Genomic DNA, 17,717 nt, shown 5'->3' on the forward strand with positions numbered 1-17,717 from the left:
CGCGTAAGTCAGCGGCGAAGAACAAGGCGGACAGGCTCAAACAGTATTTGTCCGACTGTCTCCACGGGGAGAAGATTCAGGATAGGGAGTTTTCAATTGGTTGGCGTAAGTCACATCAGGTGCAGATCGACGAGGGGGCAGCCATACCAGAGGCATATCTTATCCCCATGCCGGACAAGGTGGACAAGCAAGGACTGAAGGACGCCCTGAAACAAGGATGTATTTTCCCTGGTATTTATCTGCGCGAAAAAGAAAATATTCAAATCAAATAAAAGGAGCAATCCCTATGCAAAAATTAGCGAAAAAACTTATTGCGGTCATGCAGGAATGTCGCTATGTCGCGAAGAATGGAGTGAATACATTCCATAAGTACAAATACGCGACCTGTGCCGATGTCTTGGAGATGGTGAATGCTGCCTTCGTCAAACACGGCATTGCCAGCATTACCGTTCCCGAGGTGGTTGATCTACATGAAGTTACGACCGCAAAGGGCAGCACAGAGCACATCGCGACGGTCAAGATCACAATCAAGCTCGTTGATGCAGATTCTGGAGAATCCCTTGAGATTTCGGGCATGGGGAGTGGACAGGACAGTGGGGACAAGGCAGTGATGAAGGCGCAGACTGCCGCGATCAAATACGCCTATCTTCTCAGTTTCGCCATTTCAACAGGCGACGATCCAGAAGCCGACCAGCGGACAGATGAGAATTCGTCCGTCCTGTCCGCTGCATCAACAAGCAGGGCATTCCAACAGAAATCAAGAGCGAAAGGACAGGTTCACGCCTGCCACGAGTGTGGCGAAAAACTGACAGAGCGTGTGGCAACATTCTCGATGCAGCGATATGGACGCCCACTGTGTATGGAGTGTCAGAAGCAAGCTGCGGCAACTGCCTAACCTATCTTACTCCTAGAAAGAAAAGGATTCCTCTCCTTTTCTTTCTATGGAGATAAGCACGTTAAAATATACGGAGGCATAATATTATGTGTATGAATAAAAACGTACATCCTTTGTATGATAACATTGATGCCGCAATTCAGGATTTATTTGATGATGTAGATGCAGAATTAAGCATACGTTCTTTCGATGAGAACAGTTTATTCGACCATTTTGTGGTAACACTTCACAAATTATTTAGCATTGTACGATTCCAATATGGGAAACCGGCAAGAGACCTATCGAAAGAAGATATTGCGGAATTTGTAACTCCCTATTGGACAAAATTCAATGCGCTGCTTTCATCTCATCGCATCAAAGAACTTACAAAATACGATTACGATACATACCACGAGGAATATGTAGGAGTTCTCTTCCCTAAAAACAGGGGAATTTCTATATATGACTACATTTTGCTCGCTACAGGAAAAGCTTCAAGAGATGAGGTTGAGGAATGGGAACGTAAGCGTTTCATAGCGGCATATCGTGACCACCTTCCAAACTTTTTCGGCATCAAATATAGCAAAGAGCAACCAGATGAATGGAGGTACGAAGTTATCCGCCTGGTAAAAATCCTTTATGATTGTTCGGATAAAGTTATAAGCGGTTCTTTTCTCTGTATACAACACCCGTCTCTTGTAAAATTCAATCCGCTCCTGCATACGAATTATACGGATGCCGTAAAGTTTATTAAAAGCAGAGTAATCTTGCGAGAATGCTATTCAAATGATATGGCAGGATTGCAGAGAATTGTCTATATGGAAAAGTATGCGGATGCCCTACAAAGCTTTTTACAGTCCATCTCATATCAATCTATCGACTATGTCATTCAATATATAGACGGCAATATTTCCTGTGCAACGAAACGAAATATATGTCATAAAGTCTACAAAACAATCACATACAACATAAAAAATGTGTCTCTGAAACATCCTCCTTCTTATGATCATATAGGCGATCCAAATGCGGTGCCATACTACGCATACATCCATTTCGTTTTGTCTGGGATAGACGGCTATTTGACACTAATGAAATCTTCAAAGGCATACTATCCAACAGTAGATGACACCTTCTATGACAGCGTAGCTCTCCTGCCTTGTGAATTCATTGAAAATGAAGCCGCGCTTTCATCATATATCCAAACAAATCGCTCAACCATCATTAAATTAGTATATAAGGAAGGCTACACAAAGGACGAACTTAAAAAATATGCAAAGTACCTGTCACGACATATGGAAAACTACCAGTTTCTCTATGCTTTTTTCAAAGAGTGTACTTCTAATGAGGCTGGTTCTCTCTCATCCAAGGATATTTTATACATCATAAAGTTTTATGAGACTGTCTCACAAGATGGCCCCGATATTCCACTCAGTAGCGGCTACACAAAGAAGAAACCAAAGACACTAAAAATTAACAGATTGTTGCAAAAGATGAGCAAGAAACATTACGGAGGAAATAATAATGTTTTATCTGATGAAGAATATATGATCGTCAGCCTATGGCTACAAGATAGGATTGCAGCTTTCTGGGATATGAGAACCGCTACAATTCAGGCAGAGATGTGCAAGATGCAGCACAAAATATTAGAAGTCTGGGAAGACTGCATCCCTCGGCTGACTTATCTGGATAATCCGCCGCCTTCATTAAATGAGTTTGTCGCTCAAATATTGCCAGAGCAGGATCTTCAGCAAATCATAGACCAGTACTCAAAAAGAGTGTAAGTACACAGCAAGCCCAGTCACAATCAGGTGACTGGGCTTTTCTGATGTCAAGAATCACAGGGGGGACAAAACGCGGAAAAATTTCGCCTCTCATCACAAGCCGGGAAACCCTGTACTCTATGATCACCGGCCGGGAAACAAGTCTAAAAAAAGAGGAGTGATCGTCCATGACAAAGGAAAAGTGGCAACGCGTATCGATCGCGATGCCGCCAGATATGCTGCAAAGCTACCGCTTTAAGTCCGACGAGTCAGGTATTTCACTAAGCCGATTGCTATACCTGCGCTTAAGGAGTGCAAAGCCTATATGGATCGTACCAAAGGCTGTGCAAGCTGAGCTTACAGCTCTCCACGCGCTGTTAAACCGGATTCAAGAGGGCGAATATGTCTCTCAGGAGCAATGGAACATCTTATACAATCAAGTAGAAGCCTTCAAGCAACTGGTCGGAAACGACAATACTCAAGAGAAAGGAGAACGCACTTATGTTTAAAACAGATGCCAAGACCGCTATATGGAGCACATTAAAAGATACGGTTCCACCATCTATAACGCCTCCTCCACCTGTGCGGCTGTTGAAAGCGTTATCTATAATGGGTCAAAGTCATTCCCCGTGGAGCACAATCCCAGCAGTTCACGCGGAATATGATTCTGTCACAGGAATATGGCATCCAGCAATCAATACGCCTGTGGCAACAGCACTCTCCAGTTCTTATGGCGTAGGCTATATTACATCCGAGAAAGGTCTCTATACCTCAGACAAGAAGGGGGCTCCGCAGTTAATTTCATCCGCGACAATTCGAATTGTCGCCATAAAGGAACTCTGGGTGGATGACAACACGCACAAAGATTCCTATGTTCTGGAGATCAGCTGTCCTGACTGGGATGGAGAAGTCAAAACAATGGAGATTCCTGTGGAAAAATACAAACAGGCATACCCTATCCTCCGCAAAAATTTTCCCGGCATTTTCTTCGCGGATGCCAATGCAGCTGCCATGGAAGCGTACTTAACCGACACTTTCAACAAAAGCCGCAAACACATGAAGCGTATTGTCGATGTCGAATCCTCTGGATGGATGGAAATAAACGGCGTGATCTCCTACTGGAAGGGAAGCGGAGAACATTGTGCCTCTATGGATATTCCAACTGTAGCCTCCATGCGTTATAACGAGATTTTCCAGAGGGGATTGCGTTTCCTATCCGTTGGAAAAAATCAATGGCAGATTTGCCTGATATGGCTTTATGCTCATCTCGGGTACATGCTGTATTGGATGAAGCGAAGCTCTGCTGTTTCGATGTTCGTTCTCTACGTAAAAGGAAGAACAGGTTCTTTGAAAACCTCCGCGGTACGTGAACTGTCCAATGTGTTCGATCATGATCGCGGTCACGCAACAACACGCATGACATCGACACGTGCCAGTATTGCCACGGTACTATCGAATCTTCGGGATACCTGTATTTGCGTCGATGATTATTCCAATTCAAACATACGGGACAGTCGGAGCTCAGAAGACAATGCCGAGTTTGTCATTCGCTCAGTAGGAGATGGCATTCTCCCTGAAAAAATGAATGTACGCGATTTCTCAAAGGCTGTGCGAAAAACAGTTCGCTCTGCAGTCGTTATGACAGGAGAGGAAAAACTTTCATTGGGCGCATCCAGTATGCTGCGCGTGATAGAAATTCCGATAGACGAGCATACCTTTTCAGGCGAAGCCCTACGTATTTTTCAAGAAGACTCGGAAATACTGCGCTGCTATTTTGCCTTGTTCGTTCAGTATCTCACGGAATATGGGCATGAAATCACAGCAGCATATGGTCAGCTACAAAACGATTATCGCGAGAGTTATGCTCGTTCGTATCGCGATAAACGTTACATTGACGCAGCTGTCCTGCTTCGTGTCGCAAAAGATGTCCTTTCGGGATTCAGTGCTTTCTGCGGGGTTACACTACCCGAAAATCTATGGCAACAATTCGACGACAGCATTCGGATAGGGGTTACGCATAACAGCCAAGAAGCCCGCTATCAGAAGCCAGAACTGCGTTTTTTGATTGCACTCTCAGAGGTCGTGGATATGTCACAAAACAGCAAAGTAGCAGACAGTGAAGATTGCTATGTGGGAAACGAAGACAATTTCATCGGTTTCAGAGAAGCAGGAAACGACTTGTTATGGGTTCGATGGGATTGCGCCTTTAACCTAGTCCATGCCTACTATCAACGCATTGGCGAGCCGTGGATGAGCAAAGAAGCCACAATTAAAGAGCAACTATTACACCTTGGCCTTTCCAAAGGAAAGCTCAAAGGAAAAGGTTCAACCGGAAATGAATATCTCATTCGTGCAAAAAAAGGAAAGCGTCAACGGATGCTTGTTCTGCGAATGAATGCCGTTCAGAAGTATATGGAGGATCAAGCATTATGATGTATCTCGTCGAATTTCATCGCGGATTTGCAGCCTTTAATTCCCCTCACGAGATGTCGGAGGTCATCGGTCAGGAAGTCAGCATTCAAATATCGACATGCGAGACCATTGAGCACGCCTATGTCAGAGCCTGTAAAAACTACGCATGGAAGGCGTGGGAACGCAATCCGTGGGTGCTCCCCACTCTCCCAAGATTTGAGGATTGGCAAGCGGCAGGATTCCATTTTACTTCAGGTGTTCCGCTGATGCAGCCTCCATGTTGGCGTGTCTTTTCAGCGAGATCATACGATGTCATTGCCATCCTGGCAAGCACTGTAAATGTCATCGAATTTCTTGCACAACACCCTGATTCGATTGTAATGGAAGAATCCAGCGTACAGGCTGCGCAAAATGCCCTAAACTGGGTATTATTGCAGCACCTCCTGGCATTCGCCCCCTACATCACTGGAGGTCTTCCATGCCTCCAAAACCTTCCTCTTGATACAATCATCCCGGTTGATTTCGCTGAAAAATTCAAAGAGTGCCTGTCAAGCGTTCCTCAACAATTACCTCATCCACGTCCACAGTGGCAACTGACCGCATCCGAAGGAGGAGTCGCTCATGTCGAATAACATCATCCCCGCCACCTATACCGTCCGTGAAGTTGCAGAAATTCTTCGCATTGGACGAAATAAGGCGTACGGGCTTGTCCATAACAAAAAGATCGGCTCTATCAAAATGGGGCGCGAGTATCGTATTCCTAAGGTCTGCGTCGAGCAGTTTTTAACGGAGGGTATTCACGCCTAATCCCCCATTTTAACCACGAGGAGCGGCATTCTTGCTGCTCCTATTTTATCGGAAGGAATGTACAAATGCAAGGAACAATAGAAGTGCGCATCCGAAAAAATGCGCGTGATGCAAACGGAAAACTCCGAACAGAGATGAAAGTCTACGATGTCCGCTACAACTATCGTGACCCCGCAACAGGACAAATCGTACGAAAGAAAAAACGCGGTTTTCTCCGTCGTGTAGATGCCGAGGAGTTCCTGCTTCAAATCAACAAGGCGCAGCAGGAAGGAGTTTTTCTCGCGCCAGAAAAGCTCGCCTTATCCACTTATTTGAACGCATGGCTCAACAGCTATGCCAGGGTCAATGTCAAAGCCAGTACGTACGCTCAGTATGAGGCGATTGTGAAGAAACGCCTGATTCCTTGGGCTGGTGGCTGCGACATCAAAGCGATTACCCCCATGCAGATCGATGAGTTTTACGCATCCCTGCTGCAACAGGGGCGCGCGGACGGAAAAGGCGGCCTCTCGGCGAAATCCGTGCTCTACATCCACCGCGTCCTGAACGAAGCTCTTGGACATGCCGTACAGAAAGGCTTGCTGGTCAAGAATCCATTGCTCAGTGTAACAAATATCCCAAAGGCAAAGAAGTTCAAGGCATCCGCATACAGCGCGGAGGAGACTCGTTCTTTGTTAGAAGCAGCAGCTGCTGAAAACAGTTTTTGGCAAGCAGCAATCGCACTCGCGGCAATATGCGGTCTACGGCGCGGTGAATGCCTGGGGCTCAAATGGTCGAAAATTGACTTTGACAGCCAATCCATCACCATTGATGAGCAGGTAATAGAGATTCATCACAAAATACATTTCTCCACGCCTAAGAGTACTGAAAGCATTCGCTCCATTCACGCCCCCGCTGAGGTTTTCGCCATATTGAAGCGACGAAAGGAGGAGCTAGACCAACATAAGGAATGGCTCGGCAATGCATACGACGAAACCGATCTTGTTCTATGCCGTGGGAATGGATCGCCGATCCGCCCCGGCAATTTCACAAAAGCATTCAAGGATTTCTTGGCACGCCACAATATGCGTACCATCCGTTTTCACGATTTACTCCATTCATGTGCTTCGCTGATGCTGCAATCCGGCGTTGCCATGAAAACAGCTTCCGAAATCCTCGGGCACAGCTCGATTGCCATTACGGCGGATCTTTATACGCACGTCATGCAAAAGACAAAGGAAGAAGCCGCTGCGCAGATTGGAGATTATGTGTTTGGTACGCAAGAAAAATGACATTCTTGCAAAAAAATGGAAATCCCTATAAAATATAGGTAGAGCATGTGAGTTGAGGTGATTATCATAACACGCAAGCAAAATCAAAACCAATACCTTGAGAAGATCAAACAACTTCGACTGATGGACGACACCTTCTTCAACAGTTGTTTTGACGGGAACATCCCATGTATGGAGGTCGTCCTCCGCGCTGTGATGGGAAATGAGCGTCTGCACGTGACGGAGGTCTTCACGCAACAGAATGCACCAAATCTCTACGGACGTTCTGTTCGCTTCGACGCCCTTGCAACGGATGGCGTGGCGATCTACAATGTAGAGATACAGCGCAGCGACGAGGGCGCGATTCCACGGCGTGCACGCTACAACAGCAGCATGATCGACGCCCGCACGGTCAGTAAAGGAACGGAGTTCCCAGACCTTCCCGAAACATACGTCATATTCATCACAGAGCATGATATATGGAAGCGCGGTAAGCCGCTCTACAAGGTGCGCCGAACCTTCGAGGATACGGCGGATGCCTTCGATGACGGCACACATATCCTCTATGTGAATGGCGAATGTCAGAGCGACGACCCATTGGGGCGATTGATGCACGACTTTTTCTGCACCAATCCGAACGATATGTATAGCGAAGTGCTCGCCGAGCGCGCGCGTTTTTTCAAAGAAGATGAAAAGGGGGTAACAGCTATGTGCAGGGTAATGGAAGAACTGTATAACGAAGGTGTTGCGGAAGGAACTATGCAAGGAGAGGTGCGCGGTGCAGAGACAGAACGCCTGAAGAACATCAAGAGCCTGATCCAGCGCATGGGAATCTCCGCTGAAGCCGCGATGGACGCGCTGAGTATTGCAAAAGACGAGCAGTCCAAGTATCTGGCACTCCTATAACGGAGAAAGGTGCATCACGTTTCTCCAAAAAGTGATGCACTGTCCACCAGAGTATTGTCCCCTCGTCCCGCCTGTCCATGCAAATAACAGGGTATGGATACCACCACAAACACGGGTATTCTGCAAAAAAGACATCGGACAAGGGACAAAAGAGAGCTTTTCGTCCGCTGAGAAGGAAATCAAACAGCTCCTTCCAAGAGCTCAAAAGTGATGCACAAACGAATCTGAGGATGCTGTACGGCATCCTCTTTTTCTATGTCGTAGTCGTAAATTTTACAGCCTCAAAAAACGAGTTCAAAATCTCTAGTGCCCAAAATGTGCCCAAATTCCTGTTTTTCACCGAAAAAAGAGTGCAGAAAAGGCTTCGTGAAAATCTCCACGAAGCCTTATTTTTCAATGGCAGAGAGGGTGGGATTCGAACCCACGGTGGCTCATCACCACACTTGATTTCGAGTCAAGCACCTTCGACCACTCGGACACCTCTCCATGCGCTTATGCGATATGACGCATTATAGCACAGTGAGGGGCACATTGGCAAGGATTTTTTCAGGATACTGCGACGTGGGGCAAGTGGCAATCCGTCAGACCGCCGCAAGCGCCTCCTCAAGATCCGCAATCAGATCATCGACGTGCTCGATGCCGATGGAGAGGCGCACCGTTCCCTCACCGATGCCGGAGGCGGCAAGCTCGGCTTCATTCATCTGCGAGTGCGTGGTGGTCGCGGGGTGGATGACAAGCGACTTCACGTCCGCAACGTTCGCGAGCAGCGAGAACAGGGTCAGTTTGTCGATAAAGCGGAACGCCGCCTCACGCCCGCCCACAATGTCGAACGTGAAGATGGAGATGCCGCCGTGCGGGAAGTACCGCTTGTAGATTTCATGGTCAGGGTGGTTGGGCAGGGAGGGATGATTGACCTTCGCCACCTTCGGGTGCTTCGCGAGGAAGTCTACCACTTTCAGTGCATTCTCCACATGACGCTCGACACGCAGGGACAGGGTCTCAAGCCCGTGGATGAAGTAGAACGCGCTCTGTGGTGCGATTGCCGCGCCCGTGTCGCGCAGGATGAGTGCGCGGATATAGACAACGAATGCGACAGGACCGAGCGCATCGACGAAGCTCACGCCGTGATAGCTCGGGTTCGGGGCGGTGAGGTGCGGGAAGCGTCCCGATGCCTTCCAGTCGAACTTTCCGCCGTCTACGATCACGCCGCCGAGGCTCGCGCCGTGTCCGCCGAGGAACTTCGTCGCCGAGTGCACAACGATGTCCGCGCCGTGCTCGATGGGGCGCAGGAGGTAGGGCGTGGCAAAGGTGTTGTCGATGACGACGGGCACGCCCTGCGCGTGCGCTGCCTGTGCGACCGCCTCGATGTCGATGAGATCGGCGTTCGGGTTGCCGACGGTCTCGATGAAGACGCACTTCGTATTCGGACGGATCGCATCGGCAAAGCCCTGTGCGCCCGCCCTCGGATCGACAAAGGTCACGTCGATGCCCCACTCCTTCACCGTATGCGCGAGGAGGTTGTACGAGCCGCCGTAGATGGTCTGCTGCGCGACGATGTGATCGCCCGCATGAGCGAGCCCCTGGAACGTCGCCGTGATTGCTGCCGCCCCCGAGGCAAACGCGAGTGCCGCCGCACCGCCCTCAAGCGCCGCGATGCGCTTCTCGAACACATCCTGCGTCGGATTCATGAGCCGCCCGTAGATATAGCCCGGATCTTTGAGTGCAAAGCGGTCGGCAGCGTGCTGCGCGTTGTGGAACACATACGAGGTCGTCTGATAGATCGGCACGGCACGCGCATCCGTGACGGGATCCGCCGCCTCCTGACCGACACGCACCTGCAGGGTTTCAAAATGATAGTTTTTCTCGCTCATGGATATTCCCCTTTTCCATTTTCAAAAACACATAGTTTATAGATATGAATTATATACAAAATATCCTATTTGTCAAGATAAACAGTCCTTCCCACAAATTTTTATTCTGATATTTAATAATAACTATTGACAAATAAAATTGCTTAGACTATAATAGTCAATGACAACAGGATATGAAGCAGATTCCCAAGGATCTGCAGTACAAAGTTATGAAAGGGGATTTCCCACTATGTCACACGCAAATGATACAAACCTCAACAACGCACTCAACACCTACATTGCCAACATCGGTGTCGGCTACATCAAGCTCCACAACCTCCACTGGAACGTCGTCGGCTCGCAGTTCAAGGCGGTACACGAGTACCTCGAGTCGCTCTATGACGCATTCGCGGATGTGCTCGATGAGACGGCAGAGCTGCTCAAGATGGCGGGCGCACAGCCGGTCGGCAGCCTCAAGGGCTACCTCGAAATCGCAACGATTAAGGAGCTCGGCGATGAGGCGGTCGATCAGAAGAAGGCACTTGAGATCACGCTTGCGGATCTCGAACTCCTCCGCGACCAGGCACTTGAGATCCGCAAGGCTGCCGATGCGCATGACTGCTTCGGCGTCGCGAACCTCATGGAGGATCACATCACCAACTACGCAAAGCAGATCTGGTTCCTCCGCTCCATGCTTGCCTAATCCATTCCTCCTTAGTTTTCTATATATGAAGCCGCCGTGCGATACACGGCGGTTTTTGTATGCTCAGACGCCGGTATACAGAATTCTTTCGTCAGCGGGCATATTGTAAGAGAGAAATCCATTGTATGATGAGCAGCTTTTGTTTTATAATCAATCTTGCGATTCTTTCGCAAAAATTTTGCTGCTGATTCTGTTGTACGAAAGGAGTCTCCTATGCGAAAAAGAACTGTTTCACTGCGCCGTCTTTCGCTCATCGTCGGTGCAACTCTTTTCTTGGGTGCGCCTGCGGCCTTTGCCGCCTCGAACAATGCACCCGCGGCCCCCGCACCACTCCCCTCTGCACACGAGGTGCAGGCGGCTCCCATGACTGCGGGCAGAGCCGCCCTCTCCCCCGCTGCAGAGGCGCAGCTGACAAAGCGTCTGGATGCAATGCTCGGCGATACAGGGACGAAGGTGCCGGGGCTCGGCGTCATACTCTATCGGAACGGGCAGGAGGTATACAGCCACTTTGCCGGCAGCCGCCGCTTCCTCCGTCAGGACCCGGCTGCGACAGAGCCGATTACGCGTGATACGCGCTTTCGCATTGCCTCCGTGTCGAAGCAGTTCTGCATTTTCACGCTGATGCAGCTTGTCGAGGCAGGCAAGCTCAGCCTCGATGCCGATGCAGGTGATTATCTCGGCTTCCCCCTGCGCAATCCGGCCCATCCGGATACACCGATCACGGTTCGTATGCTCGCGATCCACACATCCTCGCTGCGCGACGGCAAGGTCTACAGCATCCCGCCCTCGGTCAGCGTGCGCGAGTTTTTCACACCCGAGGGACGCTACTACGAAAACGGCGATCACTTCGCACCTACAGAGGAGCCACCCGGAAGCTACTTCTGCTACGCGAACATCAACTATGGTCTCCTTGGCACAGTCATCGAGAAGGTCACAGGCGAGCGCTTTGACCGCTACCAAAGGAAACACATTCTAAAGCAGCTGAACACGAAGGCGGACTACGTGCCCGGAAACCTCGCCAAAAAGGACTTTGCAAAGCTCGGCACGATCTATCAAAAGAAGGACGAGAACGGTAGCTGGGACGAGCACGGTCCTTGGTACGGAAAGGCGGACGACTACGGCGGCAAGCAGCCGAAGAAGGATTCCATCTACCTGCAAATCCCGTACGCCGAGGACATTCAAGGCCGTTTTCCGCTCAAGGGCTATGTCCCCGGCACAAACGCAACAATGGTCTCCCCGCAGGGCGGTCTGCGCATCTCCTACGAGGAACTGACGCACTGCCTCGAGATGCTGATGAACGGCGGCAGCTACCGCGGGAAGCAGATCCTGTCCCCCGCCTCCATCGCCGAGATGCTGCGCCCCCAGTGGCAGTACGATCCGACGCTGAAAAACGGGAGTACGTCAAACGGCACGCTACTCTCCTATGGTCTTGGCGAGATACAAATCGCAGGCGGCAGCACATCACGCGTCAACCGCACACACGAGATCGATCTCGTCGGCCATAATGGCGAGGCATACGGTCTCCTCTCCGGCGTATTCTTCCGCCCGGGGACAAAGGACGGCTTCGTCTACATCATGAACGGCGAGGCTGTTGCCGAGGACGATGATCCGCGCAGCGCGGGAGAGTTCAGCGGCAACTACATCTGGGAAGAGGAGATCATGGACGCGCTGACAGAGGCGCTGCTCTCGGATCGCTAAAGTAAGGAAGCCCCGACCACATATGGTCGGGGCTTTGTTACGCATGCGTGGAAGGACGCTCCTCTGCCTTCTGCATCTCCCTGCGGTCGCGGTAGATATCGGTGATGACGATCTTGACGATAACCATGAAGGGGACGGCGAGGAACATGCCCGCCGCGCCGAGGATCTCGCCGCCGAAGACGACACCGAGGATGACGGCAACGGGGTGGAGGTGGAGGCTTTTGCCGACGAGGGCGGGATAGACGACGTTGTGGTTGATCTGTGTGAGCGCGACGTAAAAGAGCGCGGTCTGCACGGTGAGCTCCCGCATCACCGAGGCAGTGATGAGCGTGCCGAGGGTCGAGGCAATCGTAGGTCCAAGCACGGGGATAAACTCGCTGATGCCCGACAGCAGGGCAAAGACCGAAGCATACGGCAGCCCCATCAGTGTGAAGTAGGCAAAGACGACAACGCCTGTGATGACGCACAGGACGATCTGACTGCAGATATAGGCACGCAGTGCGATGAGCAGGTTGTCAAAGAGGTGGAGAACGCGCCGCCGTGCGGTGTGCGGGAAGAGATCCGCGAGCCAGAGTTTGATCGTGAGGCCGTCTTTCAGGAGGTAGAACGATACGAAGATGATGATGACGAAGTCGATGACCTTCCCAAATGCGACGAGGAGAAAGGAGAGCGAGGCACGCAGCACCTCTGCGCCGACAGTGTGCAGACGGTCGAGGATGTTCACGAACTCATCTTTGATAAAGTCGGTATCCGAAAAAACGGGCAGCTGCTGCAGGCTCTGACCGATGGTCGGCAGCTCCGCGACGAAACGCTGAAAGGACGGCAGGACGGAGCGCGAGATGATGCTTGCGAGTGCGGCGAGCACGAGAATGAATGCAATGATGGCGATTGCCGACGCGAGTGCACGCGGCATCCGTCGCGCCTCCATGAAGTCCACCGCGGGCTTTAGGAGGAGCTGTAGGAGCAGTGAGAGGAAGATGATGAACGCAAAGTCCTGATAGAACCAGAACGTTGAGAGCAGGAGCGTAAACGTGACGGCGAGAATAATGGATGTGCGGTAGCTTTCGAGATTCATAGATGCCTCCTTTCTGTATATAATATTGAATTACAACTTGTCCCGATAATTTTCACGCATATGAAAGAATCCGACGATGTAGACGATGCGCTTCTCAATACGATAAATAAGAAGATAGTTATGATGCGGGAGGGCTATCTTCCGATATTCCTTTGCCCGGAGGCAGGCATCACGACATAGCGGAAAGGCTTCCGGCAGATGTTCCTATCGCTCATAGACGACTGCAACATCATCCAAGACGCTGCGTGCTGCATCGGGATTGCATATGTCTGTGCGATGTACGCAATGCACGTATCGATCTGCTCATTCACATACGCCGGAACAATAAGTCTATAGCGCATATTTCAGTCTCGTGCGAGCAAGTGCCTCGCGTGCGTCATACGTCCGCCTCGCCTCAATATCCTCCTCGGCACGAGCAATCTCGCGGTAGATATGTCCCCGCTCCTGCATATTTTCGTACGTCTCCATGCTCATAAAGACCATGTCACCGTAGCCGTTCTTCGTGACGTAGATCGGCTCGTCACTCGCGTGGCACATCTCCGAGATGCGCGCGGTATCCTTGAGATCCTTGATGGGAATAATCTGTGGCATAATGCACCTCCTTTCCGGAATGGGATAATTATACCATAGTTTATACAGATTCTCCAATACAAAAACACCCCAACCGATGCGGTTGGGGCGTTTCCATATACCTCTTACGCTCCGGGTGTCGGAGCCTTTGCCGTCTGCAAACGCGCTTCAGCACGCTTGAGGGCGAGGATGGCACGCTGTTCGTCGATGATGCCATCCTGTGTATCGGGGCTCTCGCGCAGGAGCTGCAGACGCTCCTGTGCGCGCTCGTAGGCGCGCTGCGCGCGGTTGATGTCGATGTCGATCGGCTCCTCCGCAGCGGTTGCGAGAACGGTGATCTTCTCGGGGGTGACCTCCATGAAGCCGCCCGCCACAGCGATGAGCTGCTCCTTGGCGTCGACATGAATCTTCATGGCATGGGGCAAAAGCCCCGTGACGAGGGGGATGTGCTTCGGCAGGATGCCGATCTCGCCGCCCGTGGAGCGGGCGATGAGCATGTCGATATCGGCGGCGTAGACCATGCGGTCGGGAGATACAATCTCCAGCTTGATGGTCGCCATCCGTCACTCCTCCTCTTTGAGTTTCTTCGCCTTTTCGACCGCCTCTTCGATGCCGCCGACCATGTAGAAGGCAGCCTCGGGGAGTTCGTCGTACTTGCCGTCAAGGATTTCGCGGAAGCCGCGGATCGTGTCCTTGAGCGCAACGTACTTGCCGGGCGAGCCGGTGAAGACCTCTGCGACCGCGAACGGCTGCGAGAGGAAGCGCTGGATCTTACGTGCACGCGAGACAGTGAGCTTATCCTCGTCGGAGAGTTCCTCCATGCCGAGGATGGCGATGATGTCCTGCAGTTCCTTGTACTTCTGGAGCACCGCCTGCACGCCGCGCGCGACCTCGTAGTGCTCCTGCCCGATAACGTGCGGGTCGAGGATACGCGAGGTGGAGTCGAGCGGATCGACGGCGGGATAGATGCCGAGCTCGGCGATCTGACGCGAGAGAACGGTGGTCGCATCCAGATGCGTAAAGGTCGCAGCCGGTGCGGGGTCGGTCAGGTCGTCCGCAGGGACGTAGACCGCCTGCACGGACGTGATCGAGCCCTTCTTCGTCGTGGTGATACGCTCCTGCAGTGCGCCGACGTCGGTCGTCAGCGTCGGCTGGTAGCCAACGGCGGACGGCATACGTCCGAGCAGAGCCGAGACCTCCGAACCTGCCTGGATGAAACGGAAGATATTGTCAACGAACAGAAGCACGTCCTGCCCCTGCACGTCGCGGAAGTACTCCGCCATCGTAAGACCCGTGAGTGCCACGCGCATACGCGCTCCGGGCGGCTCGTTCATCTGACCGTAGACGAGTGCGGTCTTGTCGATAACGCCCGACTCGGTCATCTCCGACCAGAGGTCGTTGCCCTCACGCGTACGCTCGCCGACGCCCGCAAAGACGGAGTAGCCGCCGTGCTCGGTCGCGATGTTGTGGATGAGCTCCATGATGAGAACGGTCTTGCCGACGCCTGCGCCGCCAAAGAGACCAATTTTTCCGCCGCGCGAGTACGGAGCAATCAGATCAACGACCTTAATACCCGTCTCGAGGATCTGCGTCGACGTCTCCTGATCGTCGAACTTCGGTGCGGGACGATGGATCGGCCACGCCTCCTTGTTGCCGACGGGCTCGGGGTTGTGATCAACCGGCTCGCCGAGGACGTTGAAGACGCGTCCGAGGGTCGCCTCGCCAACGGGCACCTTGATCGGCGCACCCGTATCGTCGCCGTCCATGCCGCGCATCAGGCCGTCGGTGGAACTCATCGCGATGCAGCGCGTAACGCTGTCGCCGAGATGCTGCATGACCTCGACCGTGAGACTCACCTCCTGGTCGGCGGTCTTGCCCGTGACCTTGATGGCGTTCAGAATCTCCGGCAGTTCGCCCGCCGGGAATTCAATATCTACGACAGGTCCGATGACCTGTACGACTTTACCTTTTGCCAATGGAAAACCTCCTTACCTCCATGTACCCATTGTGCATGGATGTCACTTGAGTGCCTCGGCGCCGCCGACAATCTCGTTGATCTCGTTCGTGATGCCCGCCTGACGTACCTTGTTGTAGTAGAGGTCGAGCTTCCCGATGAGTTCGCCTGCGTTGTCGGTCGCGTTGCTCATTGCGTTCATGCGTGAACTCAGTTCGCTCGCCGCCGACTGGAGGAGCGCCGCATAGATGGTGGTGAACAGGTACTGCGGCAGCAGTGCCCCGAGCACCTCCTCGGCATTCGGTTCATAGATGTACTGTGCCTGCGCGTGCGCCGCGTTTTCGCTCTCCGCCGCAAAGGGCAGGAGTTTCACGATCTCGGGGACGCAGGTGATCGCCGAGACAAAGCGCGTGTAGACCATGTAGACTTCCTGCACGCCGCCCGCCTCGAACGCAGCGATGAGCTGCGCCGCGAGCTTCTGTGCGTGGCTTGCCTTCGGACGCTCGCTGATGCCAACGCGCTGGTGCACGATGTCAAAGCCGCGATTCTTGAAGAAATCACGCGCCTTGCGCCCGACCGCGACAATCTGCGTGTTCGCCTTGTCTAGGGCGAGCGTCATTGCCGTCTTGAGCGCGTTGCTCGAGTAGGCACCCGCCAGGCCTTTGTCCGCCGCCATCACGAGGATGAGGCGTTTGCCCTCACTGTGCTGCTCAAGCAGCGGATGCGAGACACCGCTTGCCGCCGCCGCGACGCTCCGAATGACCGCAGAGGTCTTTTCGGCGTAGGGCGCATTGTTGTTTGCGGCCTCCTTGGCACGGCGCAGACGCGAGGTCGCGACCATGTCCATGGCGTTTGTAATCTGTTGGATGCTCTTAACGCTGCGAATGCGGCGACGGATGTCCTGTAAATTTGCCATATACAGTCACCTCTCCCCTTACGCTTCTTTGTAGGAGATGGTGTCCTTGAACTCCGCAATCGCCTTCGTGATGTCCGCCTCGAGCGCATCGTCGAGCTTCTGCTTCGACGTGATCGCCGATGCGATCTCGGGATGCGAGGAACGCATGAACTTGAGGAAGTCCGTGTGGAACGTGACAACCTTGCCCACGGGGATGTCCGTGAGATGTCCGCGTACCGCCGTGAAGATGACAAGCACCTGCTCGGCAACGGAGAGCGGGCTGTACTGCGCCTGCTTCAGCGTCTCGACCATGCGTGCGCCGCGATCGAGCTGTGCCTTCGTCGCCTTGTCGAGGTCGGAGCCGAACTGGGCAAATGCCGCGAGCTCGCGGTACTGCGCGAGATCCAGACGCATCGTGCCCGCGACCTGCTTCATCGCCTTGATCTGTGCGGAACCGCCGACACGGGAGACCGAGAGACCGACGCTGATCGCCGGGCGGATACCCGAGTAGAACGAGTCGGTGTCCAGCATGATCTGACCGTCGGTGATCGAGATGACGTTCGTCGGGATGTACGCCGAAAGGTCGCCCGCGAGCGTCTCGATGATCGGCAGTGCCGTGATGGAGCCTGCGCCGAGTGCGTCGGAGAGCTTCGCCGCGCGCTCGAGGAGGCGGGAGTGTAAGTAGAACACGTCGCCCGGGTATGCCTCGCGTCCGGGCGGACGGCGGAGCAGCAGCGACATCGCACGGTACGCAGCCGCGTGCTTGGAGAGGTCGTCATAGACGCACAGCCCATGACCGCCCTTGTACATGAAGTACTCCGCCATAGCAACGCCCGCATACGGTGCGAGGTACTGGAGCGGTGCGCTGTCCGCAGCCGTTGCCGCGACAACGATCGTGTACTCCATCGCGCCGCCGTCCTCAAGCGTCTTGACAACGCGTGCAACGGTCGATGCCTTCTGACCGAT

General features: G+C 52.8%; 19 protein-coding genes and 1 tRNA gene. 11 read left to right on the plus strand and 9 right to left on the minus strand.

The annotated features are described in order from the left end of the window. The 9 genes from ACO6BQ_RS07530 to ACO6BQ_RS07570 form a co-directional block, all read left to right on the plus strand. A partial coding sequence (locus ACO6BQ_RS07530) for a siphovirus Gp157 family protein (RefSeq protein WP_489120259.1) occupies positions 1-272 on the plus strand: 272 nt, incomplete at its 5' end. 14 nt (positions 273-286) lie between these two features. Beyond that, complete coding sequence (locus tag ACO6BQ_RS07535) at positions 287-895, plus strand: ERF family protein (protein ID WP_489120260.1); 609 nt, start codon at positions 287-289, stop codon at positions 893-895. A gap of 86 nt (positions 896-981) precedes the next feature. Beyond that, positions 982-2,655, plus strand: coding sequence for a hypothetical protein (locus tag ACO6BQ_RS07540; RefSeq protein WP_489120261.1), 1,674 nt, complete (start codon positions 982-984; stop codon positions 2,653-2,655). Between the two features lie 167 nt (positions 2,656-2,822). After that, the gene (locus ACO6BQ_RS07545) at positions 2,823-3,143 is read left to right on the plus strand and encodes a hypothetical protein (RefSeq protein WP_489120262.1); all 321 of its coding nucleotides are present in this window, start codon (positions 2,823-2,825) and stop codon (positions 3,141-3,143) included. Then, complete coding sequence (locus ACO6BQ_RS07550; RefSeq protein ID WP_489120263.1) at positions 3,136-5,067, plus strand: hypothetical protein; 1,932 nt, start codon at positions 3,136-3,138, stop codon at positions 5,065-5,067. The genes ACO6BQ_RS07545 and ACO6BQ_RS07550 overlap by 8 nt, the downstream gene beginning before the upstream one ends. Continuing rightward, positions 5,064-5,678, plus strand: a complete 615-nt coding sequence (locus tag ACO6BQ_RS07555; RefSeq protein ID WP_489120264.1) for a hypothetical protein — start codon at positions 5,064-5,066, stop codon at positions 5,676-5,678. The genes ACO6BQ_RS07550 and ACO6BQ_RS07555 overlap by 4 nt, the downstream gene beginning before the upstream one ends. Then, a complete protein-coding gene (locus ACO6BQ_RS07560) occupies positions 5,668-5,853 on the plus strand; it encodes a helix-turn-helix domain-containing protein (RefSeq protein WP_489120265.1) in 186 nt (61 codons plus the stop codon). Before ACO6BQ_RS07555 ends, ACO6BQ_RS07560 begins: the two co-directional genes overlap by 11 nt. 65 nt (positions 5,854-5,918) lie before the next feature. Further along, a complete protein-coding gene (locus tag ACO6BQ_RS07565) occupies positions 5,919-7,121 on the plus strand; it encodes a tyrosine-type recombinase/integrase (protein ID WP_489120266.1) in 1,203 nt (400 codons plus the stop codon). A gap of 57 nt (positions 7,122-7,178) precedes the next feature. Further along, positions 7,179-8,006, plus strand: coding sequence for a PD-(D/E)XK nuclease family transposase (locus ACO6BQ_RS07570; protein WP_489120267.1), 828 nt, complete (start codon positions 7,179-7,181; stop codon positions 8,004-8,006). 397 nt (positions 8,007-8,403) lie between these two features. Here ACO6BQ_RS07570 and ACO6BQ_RS07575 read toward each other — a convergent pair. Beyond that, positions 8,404-8,492: transfer RNA gene (locus tag ACO6BQ_RS07575), tRNA-Ser, on the minus strand. A 95-nt stretch (positions 8,493-8,587) separates the two neighbouring features. Continuing rightward, complete coding sequence (locus ACO6BQ_RS07580; protein WP_489120268.1) at positions 8,588-9,877, minus strand: O-acetylhomoserine aminocarboxypropyltransferase/cysteine synthase family protein; 1,290 nt, start codon at positions 9,875-9,877, stop codon at positions 8,588-8,590. Positions 9,878-10,106: 229 nt separating this feature from the next. Between ACO6BQ_RS07580 and ACO6BQ_RS07585 the strand changes: the two genes are divergently transcribed. Both ACO6BQ_RS07585 and ACO6BQ_RS07590 read left to right on the plus strand, forming a co-directional pair. Continuing rightward, positions 10,107-10,559 (plus strand): Dps family protein, encoded by a 453-nt coding sequence (locus ACO6BQ_RS07585; protein ID WP_489120269.1) that lies wholly within the window; start codon positions 10,107-10,109, stop codon positions 10,557-10,559. Between the two features lie 213 nt (positions 10,560-10,772). Then, a complete protein-coding gene (locus ACO6BQ_RS07590) occupies positions 10,773-12,257 on the plus strand; it encodes a serine hydrolase domain-containing protein (RefSeq protein ID WP_489120270.1) in 1,485 nt (494 codons plus the stop codon). 37 nt (positions 12,258-12,294) lie between these two features. Here ACO6BQ_RS07590 and ACO6BQ_RS07595 read toward each other — a convergent pair whose 3' ends face one another. The 7 genes from ACO6BQ_RS07595 to atpA all read right to left on the minus strand — a co-directional run. Continuing rightward, positions 12,295-13,332 (minus strand): AI-2E family transporter, encoded by a 1,038-nt coding sequence (locus ACO6BQ_RS07595; protein WP_489120271.1) that lies wholly within the window; start codon positions 13,330-13,332, stop codon positions 12,295-12,297. A 30-nt stretch (positions 13,333-13,362) separates the two neighbouring features. Beyond that, positions 13,363-13,530 (minus strand): type II toxin-antitoxin system RelE/ParE family toxin, encoded by a 168-nt coding sequence (locus ACO6BQ_RS07600; protein WP_489120278.1) that lies wholly within the window; start codon positions 13,528-13,530, stop codon positions 13,363-13,365. 132 nt (positions 13,531-13,662) lie between these two features. Next, complete coding sequence (locus ACO6BQ_RS07605; RefSeq protein WP_006692488.1) at positions 13,663-13,923, minus strand: type II toxin-antitoxin system prevent-host-death family antitoxin; 261 nt, start codon at positions 13,921-13,923, stop codon at positions 13,663-13,665. A gap of 104 nt (positions 13,924-14,027) precedes the next feature. Continuing rightward, on the minus strand, positions 14,028-14,462 hold the full coding sequence (gene atpC / locus ACO6BQ_RS07610) for an ATP synthase F1 subunit epsilon (protein ID WP_489120272.1): 435 nt from the start codon (positions 14,460-14,462) through the stop codon (positions 14,028-14,030). 3 nt (positions 14,463-14,465) lie between these two features. Continuing rightward, positions 14,466-15,878, minus strand: coding sequence for a F0F1 ATP synthase subunit beta (atpD, locus tag ACO6BQ_RS07615; protein WP_489120273.1), 1,413 nt, complete (start codon positions 15,876-15,878; stop codon positions 14,466-14,468). Positions 15,879-15,920: 42 nt separating this feature from the next. After that, a complete protein-coding gene (atpG, locus tag ACO6BQ_RS07620; protein WP_489120274.1) occupies positions 15,921-16,772 on the minus strand; it encodes an ATP synthase F1 subunit gamma in 852 nt (283 codons plus the stop codon). Positions 16,773-16,790: 18 nt separating this feature from the next. Beyond that, a partial coding sequence (gene atpA, locus ACO6BQ_RS07625) for a F0F1 ATP synthase subunit alpha (RefSeq protein ID WP_489120275.1) occupies positions 16,791-17,717 on the minus strand: 927 nt, incomplete at its 5' end.

Source organism: Centipeda sp. (in: firmicutes), assembly GCF_057271695.1.

Coding starts and splice junctions, on each gene's coding strand:
- ACO6BQ_RS07590 (WP_489120270.1), top strand. CDS start 10,773: ATGCGAAAAAGAACTGTTTCACTGCGCCGTCTTTCGCTCATCGTCGGT.
- ACO6BQ_RS07585 (WP_489120269.1), top strand. CDS start 10,107: ATGTCACACGCAAATGATACAAACCTCAACAACGCACTCAACACCTAC.
- ACO6BQ_RS07595 (WP_489120271.1), bottom strand. CDS start 13,332: ATGAATCTCGAAAGCTACCGCACATCCATTATTCTCGCCGTCACGTTT.
- atpC (WP_489120272.1), bottom strand. CDS start 14,462: ATGGCGACCATCAAGCTGGAGATTGTATCTCCCGACCGCATGGTCTAC.
- atpG (WP_489120274.1), bottom strand. CDS start 16,772: ATGGCAAATTTACAGGACATCCGTCGCCGCATTCGCAGCGTTAAGAGC.
- ACO6BQ_RS07605 (WP_006692488.1), bottom strand. CDS start 13,923: ATGCCACAGATTATTCCCATCAAGGATCTCAAGGATACCGCGCGCATC.
- ACO6BQ_RS07555 (WP_489120264.1), top strand. CDS start 5,064: ATGATGTATCTCGTCGAATTTCATCGCGGATTTGCAGCCTTTAATTCC.
- ACO6BQ_RS07565 (WP_489120266.1), top strand. CDS start 5,919: ATGCAAGGAACAATAGAAGTGCGCATCCGAAAAAATGCGCGTGATGCA.
- ACO6BQ_RS07535 (WP_489120260.1), top strand. CDS start 287: ATGCAAAAATTAGCGAAAAAACTTATTGCGGTCATGCAGGAATGTCGC.
- ACO6BQ_RS07545 (WP_489120262.1), top strand. CDS start 2,823: ATGACAAAGGAAAAGTGGCAACGCGTATCGATCGCGATGCCGCCAGAT.
- ACO6BQ_RS07580 (WP_489120268.1), bottom strand. CDS start 9,877: ATGAGCGAGAAAAACTATCATTTTGAAACCCTGCAGGTGCGTGTCGGT.
- ACO6BQ_RS07560 (WP_489120265.1), top strand. CDS start 5,668: ATGTCGAATAACATCATCCCCGCCACCTATACCGTCCGTGAAGTTGCA.
- ACO6BQ_RS07550 (WP_489120263.1), top strand. CDS start 3,136: ATGTTTAAAACAGATGCCAAGACCGCTATATGGAGCACATTAAAAGAT.
- ACO6BQ_RS07540 (WP_489120261.1), top strand. CDS start 982: ATGTGTATGAATAAAAACGTACATCCTTTGTATGATAACATTGATGCC.